16 protein-coding genes are annotated in these 15,666 nt (G+C 64.6%); 5 read left to right on the top strand and 11 right to left on the bottom strand.

Annotation, left to right across the window (positions count from 1 at the left end):
- Positions 1-24: 24 nt before the first annotated feature.
- From DPM35_RS30590 to DPM35_RS30555, 8 genes are all read right to left on the bottom strand, one after another.
- Positions 25-711: an aquaporin gene (locus DPM35_RS30590; protein ID WP_112131275.1), complete on the bottom strand. Its 687-nt coding sequence runs from the start codon at positions 709-711 to the stop codon at positions 25-27.
- A 110-nt stretch (positions 712-821) separates the two neighbouring features.
- Positions 822-2,453: a molecular chaperone GroEL gene (gene groEL, locus DPM35_RS30585; protein WP_112131213.1), complete on the bottom strand. Its 1,632-nt coding sequence runs from the start codon at positions 2,451-2,453 to the stop codon at positions 822-824.
- A 57-nt stretch (positions 2,454-2,510) separates the two neighbouring features.
- Positions 2,511-3,323: an iron-sulfur cluster assembly protein gene (locus DPM35_RS30580; protein ID WP_112131212.1), complete on the bottom strand. Its 813-nt coding sequence runs from the start codon at positions 3,321-3,323 to the stop codon at positions 2,511-2,513.
- Between the two features lie 5 nt (positions 3,324-3,328).
- The gene (locus tag DPM35_RS30575) at positions 3,329-4,351 is read right to left on the bottom strand and encodes an amidohydrolase family protein (protein WP_112131211.1); all 1,023 of its coding nucleotides are present in this window, start codon (positions 4,349-4,351) and stop codon (positions 3,329-3,331) included.
- Between the two features lie 73 nt (positions 4,352-4,424).
- Positions 4,425-4,793, bottom strand: coding sequence for an MmoB/DmpM family protein (locus DPM35_RS30570; RefSeq protein ID WP_071101918.1), 369 nt, complete (start codon positions 4,791-4,793; stop codon positions 4,425-4,427).
- 22 nt (positions 4,794-4,815) lie between these two features.
- On the bottom strand, positions 4,816-5,874 hold the full coding sequence (locus DPM35_RS30565; RefSeq protein ID WP_112131210.1) for an aromatic/alkene monooxygenase hydroxylase subunit beta: 1,059 nt from the start codon (positions 5,872-5,874) through the stop codon (positions 4,816-4,818).
- A gap of 46 nt (positions 5,875-5,920) precedes the next feature.
- On the bottom strand, positions 5,921-6,988 hold the full coding sequence (locus DPM35_RS30560) for an NADH:ubiquinone reductase (Na(+)-transporting) subunit F (protein ID WP_112131209.1): 1,068 nt from the start codon (positions 6,986-6,988) through the stop codon (positions 5,921-5,923).
- A 105-nt stretch (positions 6,989-7,093) separates the two neighbouring features.
- Positions 7,094-8,767 (bottom strand): aromatic/alkene/methane monooxygenase hydroxylase/oxygenase subunit alpha, encoded by a 1,674-nt coding sequence (locus DPM35_RS30555; RefSeq protein WP_198419738.1) that lies wholly within the window; start codon positions 8,765-8,767, stop codon positions 7,094-7,096.
- A 553-nt stretch (positions 8,768-9,320) separates the two neighbouring features.
- On the opposite strand from DPM35_RS30555, the gene DPM35_RS30550 reads away from it, so the two are divergent.
- Complete coding sequence (locus DPM35_RS30550; RefSeq protein WP_112131207.1) at positions 9,321-9,785, top strand: hypothetical protein; 465 nt, start codon at positions 9,321-9,323, stop codon at positions 9,783-9,785.
- 8 nt (positions 9,786-9,793) lie between these two features.
- Here the strand turns inward: DPM35_RS30550 and DPM35_RS30545 are convergent, their stop codons facing one another.
- The gene (locus DPM35_RS30545) at positions 9,794-10,057 is read right to left on the bottom strand and encodes a hypothetical protein (protein ID WP_112131206.1); all 264 of its coding nucleotides are present in this window, start codon (positions 10,055-10,057) and stop codon (positions 9,794-9,796) included.
- Positions 10,058-10,101: 44 nt separating this feature from the next.
- Here DPM35_RS30545 and DPM35_RS30540 point away from each other — a divergent pair, with 44 nt between their 5' ends.
- From DPM35_RS30540 to DPM35_RS30530, 3 genes are read left to right on the top strand one after another with little or no spacing between them, the layout of a single operon-like run.
- Positions 10,102-10,407, top strand: a complete 306-nt coding sequence (locus DPM35_RS30540; RefSeq protein WP_112131205.1) for a hypothetical protein — start codon at positions 10,102-10,104, stop codon at positions 10,405-10,407.
- A 23-nt stretch (positions 10,408-10,430) separates the two neighbouring features.
- Positions 10,431-11,558, top strand: coding sequence for a WD40 repeat domain-containing protein (locus DPM35_RS30535; protein WP_112131204.1), 1,128 nt, complete (start codon positions 10,431-10,433; stop codon positions 11,556-11,558).
- Between the two features lie 26 nt (positions 11,559-11,584).
- A complete protein-coding gene (locus tag DPM35_RS30530; RefSeq protein WP_112131274.1) occupies positions 11,585-11,779 on the top strand; it encodes a hypothetical protein in 195 nt (64 codons plus the stop codon).
- A gap of 47 nt (positions 11,780-11,826) precedes the next feature.
- Here the strand turns inward: DPM35_RS30530 and DPM35_RS30525 are convergent, their stop codons facing one another.
- Positions 11,827-12,120 (bottom strand): ribbon-helix-helix domain-containing protein, encoded by a 294-nt coding sequence (locus tag DPM35_RS30525; protein ID WP_112131203.1) that lies wholly within the window; start codon positions 12,118-12,120, stop codon positions 11,827-11,829.
- Positions 12,121-12,345: 225 nt separating this feature from the next.
- On the bottom strand, positions 12,346-13,398 hold the full coding sequence (locus tag DPM35_RS30520; protein WP_073989726.1) for an NAD(P)-dependent alcohol dehydrogenase: 1,053 nt from the start codon (positions 13,396-13,398) through the stop codon (positions 12,346-12,348).
- 224 nt (positions 13,399-13,622) lie between these two features.
- Here DPM35_RS30520 and DPM35_RS30515 point away from each other — a divergent pair, with 224 nt between their 5' ends.
- Complete coding sequence (locus DPM35_RS30515) at positions 13,623-15,482, top strand: sigma-54-dependent Fis family transcriptional regulator (RefSeq protein ID WP_181592235.1); 1,860 nt, start codon at positions 13,623-13,625, stop codon at positions 15,480-15,482.
- The last annotated feature ends 184 nt before the right edge of the window (positions 15,483-15,666 follow it).

Raw genomic sequence — 15,666 nt, 5'->3', positions numbered from 1 at the left:
GTCCTTGCTGCCCGAAGCCCGGGGTCAGGCCGGCTGTGCGGCGCCTTCCAAGCCGATCGCCCGGTTGCGCTGCAGCAGACCGGCCGCGGCGGCTCCGAGGCAAGGCGCCAGGATATAGAGCCACAATTGGGAGAGAGCGGCGCTGCCCGCGAACAGCGCCGGACCGAGCGCGCGGGCCGGATTGACGGACGACCCCGAAACCGCGATCCCCGCAAGATGGATCGCCACCAGCGTCAGCCCGATCGCCAGGCCGGCGAGCGCGCCGGCGCCGCCAGGCGCGGTGCTGTTGAGGATGACGGTCACGAACAGGAAGGTCGCCACCAGCTCGAACACGAAGGCCGACGTCGCCGAATAGGTCGACCAGCCGTTCTGCGCAAAGCCGCTCGCCGCGACGTCATAGCCGCCGGCCTTGCCCGCCGCGATCAGGTAGAGCACGCCTGCCGAGACGATCGCGCCGGCGCATTGGGCGATGACGTAACCGACAAAGTCGCCCGAGCCGAGCCGGCCCGAGACGAGGAAGCCGAGGCTGACAGCCGGGTTGAGATGGGCGCCGGAGACCGGACCGACGGCATAGGCCATCGCCACGACCGAGAGGCCGAAGGCAAAGGCGACGCCGACGAGGCCCACCTCCTGGCGCATGAAGAGAACGGTCGCGCAGCCGAAAAAGACCAGCGCGAAGGTGCCGATGAATTCGCAGATGTATTTGTTCATGCCTGTCTCCGACGATTTGATCGCAAGAAACCGGGCCATCAGGCTCCGGGCGATCGCTTTGAAGGGGTGGACGGCCGTGGCGCGACGCACCGCGGCCGGTTGGTTCCGGATCACTGACGCCCGAGCTTCTCCGCGCCGCCGCCGAGCGCGGGCCCTTCGGTGGGGTCCTCGTCCTCGGCAAGATCGCCGACCAGCGTTTCGGTGGTGAGGATGAGCTTGGCGACCGACGCGGCATTGCTGAGAGCCGCGCAGGTGACGCGAACGGGGTCGATGATCCCGGCCTCGTACATGTTCTGGAATTCGCCCCTGTCGGCGTTATAGCCGTAGCCGCCATTGACGCTCGATATCTTGGCGACCACCGCATCGGCGTCGGCGCCGGCATTGGTGACGATGCGCCATAGCGGACGCGAGAGCACCGACCTGACCAGCCGCACGCCTTCGGCGACGTCGCCGTCGACCTTGGCCAGCACCTCGTCGAGCACCGGGGCTATCTGCGCGAGCGCCACGCCGCCGCCCGCGACGACGCCCTCCTCCCAGGCTGCGCGGACCGCCGAGAGCGAATCCTCGATGAGCTGGATGGTGCGCTTCTGTTCGACCGGCGTGACGCCGCCGGCATAGAGGACCGCCGTGCCGCCGGACAGTTTGGCCAGCCTTTCGCGCAGCTTGTCCTGCTCGACATTCGGCGGCGCGACCTCGTACTGGCGCTGCACCTGGGCGCGGCGGGCGGCGATTGCCTGCGGGTGGCCACCGCCACGGATGACACTCGTGTGAGTGGCGCTGGTGCGGACGCGCTCGGCAGAGCCGAGTTCTTCTTCCTGGATGTCCTCGAGCCGCCCGCCAAGATCGCGCGCGATCACGCGACCGCCGGTGAGGATGGCAAGGTCCTCCATCATGGCCTTGCGCCAATGGCCATATTCTGGCGGATGCACCACGAGATACTTGCCGGGTCCATTCTTGCCGAGCAGCGTGACCACGACATCCGGCGACATCTCCTCGGCGACGATCAGCAGCGGCCTGTTCTGCTTTTCGGCGATTGCCCTGGCCGCGTCGAGCGACTTCGGCTCCTTGATCTTGAGATCGGTCATCAGGATCAGCGGCCGCTCGAGCACCACCTCCATCTTGTCCTGGTCGGTGACCATGTGGTGCGAAAGGTAGCCTCGGTCGAAGGACATGCCCTCGACCACGTCCAGCGTGGTATCCCTCGTCACGCTGAAGTCGGTGGTGATGACACCGTCGGCGCCAACGCGCTCATAGGCTTCCGCGACCAGGCTGCCGAGCCTCGGATCCGTCGCGGCGATGTTGGCGACGGCGGCCAGATTGCCGTTTGATCGGGCCGGTTTCGCCGACGCCTTCAGCGCCTGGACGACCTTCGCCACCGCAAGGTCGATGCCCCTGACCAGATCGACGGATTTGGCGCCGCGCTCATTGGCTTCGACGCCGTTCTGGACGAGAGCGTTGGCGAGCACGATCGCGGTCGTGGTGCCGTCGCCGGCGACCTCGTTGGTCTGCATCGAGACTTCGCGCACGACCTGCGCCCCCATGTTCTCGAACCGGTCATGCAGCTCAATGGAAGCTGCGATCGAGACGCCGTCGCGGGTGACGATGGGCGTGCCGATCGGGCGATCGATCATGGCGTTCATGCCGCGGGGCCCGAGCGTCGGCTCGACGGCGGCGGCAAGCTGGTGGACCCCCCTGGCGAGCGCGCGGCGGGCATGTGAATTGTGGATCAATAATTTGGGCATGGCTCCTCCTTCGCCGTGGAACGGCGCTTGTTGCGGCCTCGTTTCGGAGGCTGTTCTTCAGCTATGTGCCGGACGGCTCGCGCAGTCCCGGGGCGCCACGCGGTCCAGGATGAAGTCGACCAGCGTCGGTTCGCCGTCCACCACCTCCAGTTCCTTGTAGCGCGTGGTCTTCAGTCCACGGCACAGCGCGCCGTTGAACTCCATGTTGATGCGCACGCTTCTGAGCTCGGCGAGATAGGCGCCAAGCGCCTCCGGCGGGATTGGCGATCCCTCCCAGGTGATGAAGACGGGCTCCGTCGGACGCCGGCCGGGCCACCGCAGCAGCAGAGCCTCGCGGTATCGCGGCTTCTGCTTGATGGCTTCCTCGCCTTCGAGCCTAGCGGTGTCATAGGCAAGCAGGTCCATGCCGAGGATCTCGCGATCGGTCAGGCCCTGCTTGCGCAGTCCGAGAAGCATAGCCTCCTGGCGCCTCAGATAGGCCTTTCGGGCAAAGGTCTCGCGCAGGCCGGCGATGTCTTCGTCGCCGGCCAGCTCGCCGAAGATCTGGCCGAATGTCTTGCCGGCCTCGACACCGCGGTTGACCTCCTCGGCGAACATGTGGTCGTGCAGCCGGATCCGGTAGGCGGGCGACCAGGACAGCGCGTCGAGCGCCTGTCGCATCCCGTCCAGCATCAGGAAGGCGAAGTTCGGCGAGCACCAATAGGTCGGCAGGCGGAAATCGATCGCCACGGACCCGTCGGCCAGCACCTCGGCCCGCTCGACGAAGCCCATCTCGGTCACCGGCTCGTCGAGTTCGGGATCGTTGACGCCTTCCAGGCTCCGCCAGAGCTCGCTCTGGCGGTCGCCTCGCAGGTCGGCCTGCGCGCTCATCGCCGTCACTCCGCCGCGATCCGCAGCGGCGATTTCGCGAGCGCCGCCTTCTTGGCCGCCACGTCGATGTTGTAGAGCCGTGCCGCGTTGAGGCCGAGGATCTTCTCCTTGATCTCGTCGGTCAGCTGGACGCCCCGCTCGGCCGCGATGTCGTCGGGGATCTGGTAAGCCCAGAGCTTCTCGACGAGCCAGCGTGGGGTCCAGATGCCATAATCCGATCCGAACAGGAGCTTGTCCGGGCCAAGCCAGTAGAGCAGTTCGGCGATCACCTCGCCGAAATAGCGCGGCCGGTTGTTGATGAACGGCAAAGCCACCGCCAATCCGCCGTAAACATTGGTTTCCTGCACGGCGACCCAGCAGAAATCATCGAGCCTGGGCAGGCCGCAATGCTCGATGATCCAGTTGAGGCCCTGGAAATCGGTGGCGGCATGGTCGACGTCATGGACGTCGAAGGAATCCTTGGCCAGCGGAATGATCGTCGGTCCCTTATGGACGTGGATGTTCCGGATGCCGAGCTTCTCGCAGAGCTCGAAACACCGGTAGGCGTCCGGATCGTTCAGCCGCCAGCCCTTGGAGGCTCCGTTCCATTCGGCCGTGTACATCTTCACGCCCTGAATGTCGTAGGTCTCCTTCATGTAGTGGATGTATTCGATCGCCTTCTCGCCGTCGCGGGGATCGAACGAGCCGTTGACGATGAAGCGCTCGGGATAGCGTTTCGCGACTTCCGCGTTGCGCTCTATCGTGTTGAAGCCGTTCTTGTAGAAATCCTTCAGATAGGTCGACTGGATGATCGCCACGTCATCCGGGCCGTTGATGAAAAGGTCGCTGTAAAGATCGTCGGCGCTGTATTTCTCGAACTTCTCCTTCGGCCAGTATTCCTCTTTCGGGCTGAGGAACGTGTGGTAGCCGTAGAAGCAGTCGATGAACTGCTTGCCGTGGATGTTGCGCTGGTTCTCGGGGCTGCCGTCCCAGAAATGGGTATGGCCGTCGACCACGAAGATTTCCTTGCCTTCCGGTGTGATGAACATGTTTCTTGCTCCGCAAGTCGGATTGGTTGGTTGGCGCGCCGCGGAAGCGCGGCGCGCCCGTCTCGTGACGTGCTCAGATGAACTCGAAGACCTCGTCCATATTGCCGAAGAGGATCACCGTGTTGTCGTCGACGCGGACCATGCGGCCGTAATGGGTCGACGTGTTCACCTCGAAGATCTCGGCGGTCATCTCGCGGCCGAGATATTCGCTGATCTCGTCCATCTTGAAGATCAGCTTGCCGTGGCCGTCGATGCGGATCAGCGCCGGCTGATAGGTGATGGTGACGCCGGGCTTCTTGCTCATGAACTCGGCGATGGCGCGCGCCTCGACGGAGTCGTTCATGGTGACGCCGCACTGGTCCGAGATCGTCTGCTCGAAGGTGATGTCCTTCATCGACTTGAAGATGTTGTCGTGCGAGGCATCGCGGGCTGCTGTTGACATGTTCCTTGTCTCCTGTTTGCGGTTAGCCGTTGAGGCCGAGTTCGCCGAGGATCCCGGCGATGCGCTCCTGGGACTGAGCCCGCACATCATCGAAGGAGATCGGCTTGGAGTGCGGCGCCGACCAGATCGGCTGCAGGCCCTGCGCGGCCTTGTCGGCAAGCGCGCGGTGCTTTTTCAGCCAGCCCTTGAAGAGCTTCTGGTTCGCGGCCGCGTGCTTCTCGTCATGCGCGAGCAGGTAGATGAGGTCGATCGTGTTGGCGAGGTTGCGCTCGTAGTCGGCCTCGGCGGCCGAGATCACCGCCGGCGTGATGAAGTCGTGGTTGGCGGCGGCGACCTGCATCAGGAAGCCCGACCGGAACAGTTCGCCCACCAGCGGCTCGAAGACGATGTTGATGGCGAAGTACTGCTCGAGATAGTCGGCGGTCCCCATGATCGTCTCGATCGCCTCACGGGTGCCCTGCCAGATGCCGTCCTCGAGCCAGGCCTGCTTGCCGAGCTCGTCGTTCCAGCCGGGAATGTCCATGCCGATCTCGGCGAGGTAGAGGGTGATGTCCTGCGCCAGCCGGAGCTTGTAGGAAGAATTGGTCAGCGTGGCGTTGTTGATCATCTGGGTGTAGCCGTAGCGCTGCGCCTGCATCAGCGAGGTGCCGAGGCCGAACTCGGCGTGCTTCCAGGCGCCGAGATGCGTCTGCAGGATCTTCGCCCACACCTTGTCGAAGGATTTCGGAGCGCCGGACTTGCGGCCGTTGGCGATGACGCTCTGCACCATCGTCTCGATCCTCGACTGGCGCTGGTAGTGGGTGCGCTCCCACTCCTGATCCGGAGCTCGGAAGGCATGCCAGTTCGAGCTCTGGGCTGCGGTGTTGTCCTTGACATAGGCGCCCTTGCCGTTGGCGAAGGAAATGATCCAGTTCTGGATCAGGTAGCGCTCCGGATCAGGCTGGACGTCGACGGTGACGTCCTCGTAATGCGTCGCCCTTTGACCTCTCGGGTCGAAGTAGCGGTACTTGCGGCTATCGGAGTCGGCGAAGATCGCGGCGCCCGCGGCTCCCGACCCTACTGAACTCGATATGGCTGGCATTTCTCTCTCCCTTGTTGCAGTTGCTGATGAAGCCGCCGCGGCGGTCTCAATGTCCCGGCGTGCCGGCGCCGGAAGACGTGGTGGTGAAGCGATCGAAGAAGATGCGCTCCACCTCGAAGCCGTTCATGAACAGGACGGGCTGCAGCGCATCGATCATGGGCGGCGGGCCGCAGGCATAGACGTCGCCCTGCCCGTCGATGGCGAGCTCCTTGAGCTTGGCGTCGACGCGCTCGTGCACGAAACCGCGCTCGCCCTGCCATGAGGCGTCGCCGTTGACGTGCGACAGCACCGGAATGAATCTGAGCTCGGGGTGCCGTTTTACGAGCTCGGCGATGCGATCGAGGTGGAACAGGTCGTCCTGCGTGCGCGCGCCGTAGAAGAAATAGACCGGCCGCTTCTCGCCGCTGGCCAGATGGTCGTTGAGGATCGACCACACCGGCGACATGCCGGAGCCGGCGCCTACGAGGATGATGGGACCTTGGCGATCCTCGCGCCGGAAGCAGGTTCCGTAAGGTCCGACGACGGTGACCTCGGCTCCGGCCTGGATCCCTCCGGAATCGAGCTCTCCGGAGAACTTTCCTTCGGGGTATTTCTTGATGATGAAGGAGAGCTTTTGGGCTTCGTCCGGCGTATTTGCCATGGAGAACGAGCGCGTAATCGTCTCCCCTTTTTGCGTGGTGACCGTGATGTCGACATATTGTCCGGCCCAGAACTTGATCGGGGAGTTGAGCTCGATTTGGATGCCGCGGATGTCGTGCGTCAGCTTCTCGACATTGGCGATGCGGCCCTTGAAGGTCTTGACCGCGATCGACTTCGAAAGCACCTCCTCGTCGTAGTTGAGGAGCTCAACCTCCATGTCGGAATAGGCGATCGACCGGCATAGAAGGATGTGGCCGGTTTCCTTTTCCGTGTCGTTGAGCGCGAAGGTCGAATATTTCAGCATGTCGACCTCGCCTTCGCGCAGCACGCATTTGCAGGCCGAGCACTGGCCTTCCTTGCAGCCATGCGGCAGCGCGATTCCCTGACGGAATGCCGCGTTCAGCACCGTCTCGCCGTTCTCGACCTCGAACTCGACCCCGACCGGCTCAAGACGCACTGTGTGAGCGCCGCTCATCGTTTCTCCTCCCAAAGCTCCGCCGTTGCCCGTCGGGTGGGACGGGATCGGCCATGTCTGTCGGGGAGGGAGGCCCGGAAGGCCTCCCTCCTCGTAATTGCGGGTTTAGTTGCAGGCGTTGATGGTGAAGCCGGCGCGGTATTCGGCGAGATGCTTCTCGCGGTCCGCGGGGCTCATCTCGCGCAGCAGCGTCAGCGGCGACTGCAGCGTGTGGCCGCGCACGTCGTCGAGCGTCCACATCTCCTTGTCGTCGAAGCGCAGATGCGGCTGCGGCACCAGCGTCTTGCCGTCGGACCGGACGAAGTTAAGGTCCTTGATGGCATCGGCCAGATCCCAGCCATGATAGAGCGTCTCCCACTCGCGCTTGCCGCTGAAGCGGCCCATCGCGGGCGTCGGACGGCCCTGGTACTCGTCGGCGAACGCCTCGACGGCGGTCCAGCGATCGAGCTCGTGGGCGAAGGTGTAGAGCTTGCCGTCGATCTCGTCGGTGACGATGTCCTCGCGGATGAGGCAGGGTACCAGGCACGACCAGCAGCGATGCGGGTAGACATAGCCGACGGCCTCATTGAACAGCAGCACCTTCTCGCCCTTGTGGCTGAGCTTGTCGTACCACTTCCAGAACTCGCCGAACTGGGCATACCAGCCAGGGTACTTCTGTTCGAACCATTCGAAGTCTGCGTCGCGCTGCGCCTCGATGCGCCAGAAATTGACCGGCCAGCCGACGGCGAAGAACTGCGCCACCTTGTGCACGTAGAACTTCTCGGTAAGGCGCTTCCAGGCGGTCTGGACGTCGTCGTGATGGATCTTGATGCCGTACTTCTCGAGCGGCAGCATGTAGGTGCGGTAGTAGTCCTCGAAGATCCACCGGTGCCACATCTCCGCGTAGGACTCCTTGTTCTTGTCGCGGTTGGTGGTGCCGTATTCGATGAAGGTGCCGATGGCGGCATCGACGATCGCGTGGTTCTGCCAGAAGGCGTAGCGCAGGTCGCGCTCGAGCAGCAGATGATTTTCCGGCTCCTTCAGCGCGGCCATCAGCAGCGAGTGGCCGTTGCCGATGTGGCGGCTTTCATCCGACTGCACCGACAGGAACACGGTCGGCAGCGCGTAATCGCCGTTGCGGGCGGCTTCCGACGGCATGGCGACGAAAAGCGTGTTGGTGAAGGCGGTCTCGGCGACCACCGTCAGGTACATGCAGGCGGCGGTCATCGTGTCGCCGGTGATGAAGCCCTCACCGAACTGGCGGCCGATCGTCGTGGCGTAGCACTTGCCGAAGGCTTCCTCGGTGATGTCGAACCCGGCCGGGTCGATGTAGTTCTCCATGTACCATTTCTTGAGGTTCATCTGGATGGTCGAGTGGCGGAACTCGTCGACCATCTGCATGGTGAAGCCGGTGCGCAGATCCTCGCCGGGGGCGAGCCGGGCCACCATCGCCATCGAGCGTGCCGCCGAGATTTCCGGGAACGGGATGATCGCCAGGAACAGCTTCATCCACTCCACCCAGCGCGGCTCGACATTGCGGAACATGTCGCCGCGCAGCGCGGCATCGAGAGCGCCGTAGACGCGATTGTCCTTCTCTTCCTGCATCGGGAAATAGGAGCGTAGCACCTGCTTCATCGGGTCGCGCGGCGCCTTGGTGATCTTGTAGTCCGTCGGGAAGGTCATCGCCTCCTGGACGTAGGTCGGGTTCCAACCGAGGTCGGAAATCTTCTTGGTCGCCTCGCCCACGGAGATGCCGCGTTGCGAGGTTATCTTGTTGAGCGTCAAAGACGTCATAGCCATAAGCCTCCACCAGATTTGAGTCCCGGACCTCATGACCCGGGCAGTCGCGGCACACACCGCCGCCAGTTGCAGACCGAACGGCAGGCGTCAGGGCGCAGTCGGGCGCCCGGCCAACCGTTCAAGTGGATCACGGCAAAGGTGTGCGACGAGAACTCCGGGATGCCCTGGCGCCAGGCGCCGTTGCTGCCGCGTGCGCGGTTTCCGGTCTCCTCCTCCGCTCCTTCGTTCTTGTGGCACCGCGCCTCAGACGCGATGGGCTTCTTATGCAAACCTATGAAGCAAGGGGCGTGCCAGTTTGAGTTAACGCCCAAATCATGGACCAGTCGTTGGCAAATCAACTTGTGTACCAGCCTCAGATGTCGCCGCGGGCAGCCTGCTGCCATACAACTGTAAAGAATCGTTACATTCGAAATTTACATTTGTAATATTTCAGAATTATTCGTATATGCAAAATATTATTTCGCAAATGCAGCATAATCATTTGTCGACAACTTACAAAGCCGACCCTATCCTTAAATACACATGCAGGCGAAGCGCAGCCAACGGAATGACAATGCCTGGGAAAGACGACCGCCCCCTGCCGGGGCGCCAAGAGCAAGACGACGTCACGTCCGACCTGGTCCGCCTGATGCCGCGCGACCTGGTGTTCACCATGCGCTTCCTCGGCGAGAGCCAGAATCTTTTGCAGCGGCATTTCCAGGGCTTCATGGAAGCGGAGATGGCGGCGGCCGGCATCACTGAGGAAACGCATCCCATGATCCATGCCTTCATCGAACGGCATGCGCTGCTGATGCGCGATTTCGTCTTCTCGGGCGTCGCGCTCACCCGCCAGTTCCGGATCGAAGAGGTCGAGCGCCTGATCGGCGACAGCACCTCGCTGCTGCGCGTCGACATATGGGATCAGCTCAGGGGCCACATCGCCATGGCCGAGCGGCAGTTCCGGAGCCAGGTTCCCGGCCTGCCGCAGGTCTTGTCTGGGTGGGCGGCGCCGGCGGAGCGGCCGCCGGACGATCATTGAGGATGCCGTCAATGCCGCGAAGCAGAGCCGCCCCACGCTCCCAGGATCGCCGACGGGTCTTCCCGCAACGCCTTGTGTGCATCGGCCATGAGCGCCACCAGCACCTCTTTCGGCAAGCCGTTCAGGGCGGCTTGCGCGGCGCGAACCGCCGTCGCATCCGGATTCCGCGCGGCTTCGGCGATCGCCAGGCAGCAAGGATGCTGTTGGCCCAACCGCTTCTCCGCCGCCGCGTGCAGCGCCTGGAAGAAGGTCCTGCCGGTGGTCTCGAACATCTCAGGTTTTCTCCGATGCCCGGCCCGCAGCAAGGAGGATCGCGATGACAGACGCCTCGCCTGTGCGCGTGGAATTGCTGGAGAGGCGCCTGTCGCTCGTGGTGGCCCTGTCGGGGCTGAACGCCGAGTCTCTGAAATGGACCCAACTCCTCGGCGCGATCGAAATGGACATCCAGCGGATCGAACTCGAGCTCGACCGAAATGGCGCCTCCGAGCAACTGGTGCGGGACTTGCATGGCGCGGAAACGAGCGCCGCCTCGATACGCACCGCGCTGTCGGACTGCGAGGAGCGCATCGCCGCCGCCGAGCGGCAGGTGGACGAGGTCGACCGCCTGCTGGCCGCGGTCTGATAGGAATGAAGGGAACCTGAAGCGTGAACCAGCAAAATATACGCAATCTGACATTGTTCGACCTGCTCGCCAGAAGCTGGGCGCTGCCGTCGGCCGTCGAGACCCTGCAGTTCAGTGCCGACAGTTCCGTTGCGGCCTTCGCCTGCGCGGACGGGACGATCGCCCTTGCTTCGCTCTCCGACCCGGAACCGCCGGAGTCGCGCATCAGGGTAAGCGGCGATCTCGGCCAGACGACCATCCGGCCCCGTGAGAAGCCACCGGCGCCGCTCATCGTCACGGATCATCTTCGCGACGGCGCGCCCTTGATTGCAGCGTCCGCCCAATCGGGTTTCCTCGCAGGAGCGTCGGACGGCAGGGTCGTGCGCGTGACCGCGACCGGGGAGATCGACGATACGGACATCCGGCTGGACGGCGCGATCGTGGCCCTCGACCACGCCCGCGGGCAAGGCGTGACGGCGGTCAGCGACGGCGCGGACGTCCTTCTTGCAATGGCTTCGGGCGGCATCATCCGCTCGCTGGCGCGACATGGCGGCGAAGTCGCGGCGCTCGGCTTTTCTCCTTCCGGGCGGCAGCTTGCCGTGTGCCGTGGCAATGAGATTTCGATCTGGACGCTGATGGGGGAACCCACTTTGATCCGAACGATCGGTTTCCCGCAGGCGCCGGCAGCGGTGCGGTGGAGCGCCGACAGCGAATGGATCGCCTGCCCGCTGGCCTCCGGCGGATTCGGTGTCGCCCGCCTGGTGGACGGGAAGGCAGGCACCGTCAGCGATTTCCCCGCCATGGTGCGCGCCGTGTCTTGGAGCGAACGCGCCGACGCGCTGATTGCCTCCGGCGCTTTCCGCATCGCGGCCTGGTCGATGAAGCTTCCGCCGCTTGAGGGCGAGACCGGGGGCGCGCTCGTCACCGGACGTCCCGGCCTGGTGGTGGTCGAGGCGGTGGCCGGCCATCCGACCCGGCCGCTCGCGGCCGCCGGCTTCGCCAATGGCCAGATCGTCGTCGCCCGGATCGGCGAGCGCGACGAGCTTTTGGTCAAGCCGTCCGGCGGAGCTGTCACCACGCTGGCCTGGTCCGCCGATGGTCGCCATCTGGCGGCGGGCACGACGGACGGAGGCGCCAGCCTCATCACTTTCCCCGCTCAGATGTTCAAGTGACGGGGGGCAACGAACAGGAGGAAACGATGCAGACACAACAGACACAGTTGACCCCGGAAGAACTGAGCAAGGACGATTTCTTCCAGCAGCTTGCCAAGCTGTCGGAAGAGATGGTGGCCAGGCACGGCAAGGACTTTTCGATGGGCGCGCTGGTGCTCGCGGCCCGCTGGATCGCGGAAAACCGCATCGGCGGCGAAGCGCGCGCTGGGAAGCCATCGTGACGGCGCCATGCCGCGGCGGCGCCGCGGCTGGCAGACCAGCAAAGGCGTCACGCCGGCGGATGCCGGCGGATTGCCATCTCGGCGCGCTCGCCCTGGTAGATGAGGCAGACCGTGCGCAGGAGCGACGCGAAGTTCGCGACCTCGCCATGCAGATCCACGGCCTCGTCGTAAAGCGAGGCGACGAGGCGCGATACCGACATGCCTTCGCCGGCAGCAATGGCATCCAGTATTTCCCAGAACGCGGTCTCCAGCCTGATGCTGGTCGACTGTCCCGAGATGCGCAGGGACCGGCTGGTCTGCGTGAAGCGACGCGGATCCTGCCTGGCCAGGAGCTTGCACATGTCTCCTCCCGGTTTCCTTCGGGGAGCGGCGCCGATCCGGGCGCAGGTCGCCCAGGCCTTGCTTGCGCGGCTCCAGCTTTCATTGATGCCAATGGACGGCATGACGGACTCCTGATGCGCGGAAGCGACGCGAGGCGGCCATGCGCTGCCCCGCGACAGGGTTCGGCGTTCTGGACCCGGCCGCGAGGCCATCGCGCGGCCGGTCCCGGGTTTGTTTTCCCCTCGTCAGGGAATCAGCACCGCGCGGCCGTGGATCTTGCCGTGGTGGAGATCATGCAGCGCCCTGTTGGCGTCGGTGAGCCGGTATTCGACCGTCGTCAGGTCGACCAGGCCGCGATCGGCCAGCGCCATGAGCTCGACGAGCTCGGCCCAGGTACCGACCAGATTGCCGATGATGTTCTTCTCGGTGATGACCATGTCGACGGTCGGAACCTTGATGTCCTCGCCATAGCCAACGACATAGTAGCTGCCCATCGGCCGGGTCATCGCCAGGCCCTTGGCCGTGGTGCCCTTCTCGCCGACGAAGTCGATAACCGCCTCGGCGCCCTGGCCATCCGTCAGTGCCAGCACGGCCTCCACTTCGTTGCCGTCCGCCTTGACCAGCTTGTCGGCGCCGATGCGTCCGGCGAGCGTCAGCGAGTCGTCCGATTTGTCGACGACGATCACGTCCGCCGCGCACATCGCCTTGAGGCACTGGATGCCGATATGTCCCAGGCCGCCCGCGCCGATCACCACGCAGCTTTCGCCGGGCAGCAAATGCCGGCTCGCCTTCTTGGCGGCGCGGTAAGCCGTCAGGCCCGCATCCGCGTAGGGCGCGACATCCTTCGGCGCCAGCGTCTTCGGCAGCGCCACGATGTTGCGCTCGGAGGTGCAAAGATATTCGGCGTAGCCGCCATTGCAGTCGAGTCCCGGAAATTTGCCAGGGCCATGCATGTCGAAGCCGCGGCGGCACGCCAGGCAGGTGCCGCCGGAGATCTTCGGATGGACGATGACCGGATCCCCGACCTTGATGCCTTCCACTTCCTTGCCGATTGCCTCGACCCAGCCGGCGTTCTCGTGGCCCATGATCAGCGGCAGCAGGGCGTCTCCGGTCGGATCCATATGCGGGCGCCATACACCCTCGATGATGTGCAGGTCCGTCCGGCAAACGCCGGCGCCGCCGATGCGCACGATCACATCCGTGGACCTGGTGATCTTCGGGTCAGGGACCTCCTGCTGGGAGACCCATTCGCTCCCGGTCAGGCTGTCGTCATATCTGGTGAGAACCTGGGCTTTCATTGTTGTCTCCTCCGCGGGACCGAGCATTGCGCCGGCCTTCGACCAGGAGATCAGCAACCCGCATGCCAGATAACAAATGCCAATAAAATCAATGGCTTGGGAACCATGCCCGGACGCAAGGCCGTTCATCGGCTGAACAGTTCCGGGCGCAAGCTGTTCAGTTTCCAGCCAAGCTCAAGTCGATGTCGCGGCGCTTCATGCGCACGCGGCGCAGTGGAGGGACGATGATGTTGCACCCGTCTGGAATTGATCGCGCGCGTCAGGCCCTGGAACGCGGAGACAGGCTGCCGGGCGGAACGCTGCCGGCGGCGATCGCCGAGAGCTGGCAGCGCTGCCGTGATCTGGGGCTCGATCCCCGCTCGATCCCGAACGGCGAGGTGACGGCCTTTGCCGAGGTGACGCGGAAGCGCGAAAAGGTCGCGGCCCTGCGCCGGCTGGCTCTGGCGGAGATGAAGCTGCTGCATTCTCAGATCGCCGGGTCGAATTTCATCATCGCGCTCGGCGATGCCGAAGGCATGGTGCTGGACACGATCAGCGACCAGCACTTTGCCGACAGCACCGCCGGCCGGTCCGTCATCCCCGGCAGCATATGGAGCGAGGCTCGCTACGGCACCAACGCGCTTGGACTGGCGGCGGCCGGCAAGGAGGCCGTCGCCGTCTACGGGCGCGAGCATTATTTCGCCTGCCACGGCCATCTGAGCTGCATGGCCGCGCCCATCCTCGATTCGAACGGCCGTATCCTCGGCCTTCTCGACGCATCGTGCTCCAACGAGGCCCGCCAGCAGCACACGCACGCTTTGGTGCGCATGGCCGCCGCCCAGATCGAAAACGGCCTGATCTTCCAGGAACGCGCGGAATGCTTCATCCTGGCCTTTCACCCGCGCGCCGAATATCTGGACACGCTTTCGGCCGGCCTTATCGCCGTCTCGCGCGACGGCGAGGTGATCTCGCTCAACAGGCCCGGCACCTCGCTGCTTGCGGGTCTTCCCGCGGCCGCGGGCAGCCATTTCGACCACTTGTTCGAGGCAAGCTTCGGAGCCACGATCAGCGGCCTGCTCAATGGCGGCGTCACCACCATCCGCGACCGGGCGGGCAGCGGCGTGTTCATGGTATGCCGCCAGATAGCGCCGGGAGGACGCGTATCACCGGCGCGGCGGTCCGGCGTCGCGCCGGCGGCCCACGTTGACCATGCGCCCGATTTCGTTTGCGAGGATCGCAGCTTGAAACGGGCCGTGGCCGAGATCGGCCGGGCCGCCGCGCTGCGTATGCCGATCCACATCACCGGCGAGACGGGAACGGGCAAGGAGTTGATGGCGCGCCATGTCCACACCGTCAGCGGCAGGAAAGGCGAATTCGTTGCCGTGAATTGCGGCGCGGTGCCGGAGCAGCTCTTCATAGCCGAGATCTTCGGACATGAGCGCGGCGCATACACCAACGCCCGCAGCGAGGGATCGCCCGGCCTCGCGCGCATCGCCGACCGGGGCACGCTGTTCCTCGACGAGGTCGCCGACATCCCCCTGCCCGCCCAGACCGCGCTGCTGCGCTTCCTTGATTCCATGGAAATCCGCGCGGTCGGCGGACAGCACACACACAGGGTGGATGTGCAGATCGTCTCCGCCACCAACCGAGATCTTTCCGAAATGGTCGCCGAGCGCAGCTTCCGCGCCGACCTTCTGTATCGGCTCAACGCCTTCACGTTGCATCTGCCGCCCCTGGGAGCACGTTCCGATTTCGCGCTGATCGTGCGGCACCTGATGCGCAAGCTGGCGCCGGACGCGGCCATCACCGACGCCGCGATCACGGCGCTTTCGCTGCGGAAATGGCCAGGCAACATCCGCGAGCTCCAGGCCGCGCTACAGCGTGCGCTGGTCCGGGGGGTGGATTTCGTCGACGAGGGATCTTTCGACGATTGCTCGCCGCCGGACGAAACGGACAGTTGCGTAGCCTGCCGCGGAAACTCGCTCGATGAGAACAGGTGCCGCGAAATTCGCCGGACCTATCGCAATGCATCCGAAAATATCTCGGAAACGGCCCGCCGGCTCGGCCTTTCGCGAACGACTGTGTACAAGCATCTCGGCCTGTGAGAAGCGGCCCTGGCCGGATTGAGCGGTCGCGTCCACTGGCCTTGCCTGTCAGTGGGAACGTGGCATTCCGAGCACATGCTCGGAGGCGTGGCCGGCCGGTTGAAGATCCTCGACGTTGCTGAACTGACCGGCCTCGGGAAGCGTCCGCTGCTGAAAGTTACGACCGGGTCAAGGGCGGTGCGAT

Origin of the sequence: Mesorhizobium atlanticum (assembly GCF_003289965.1) — a bacterium.
Classification (GTDB): Bacteria; Pseudomonadota; Alphaproteobacteria; order Rhizobiales; family Rhizobiaceae; genus Mesorhizobium; species Mesorhizobium atlanticum.
Note: the sequence above shows the minus strand (reverse complement) of the source record. Positions and strands in the feature narration are given on the sequence as shown.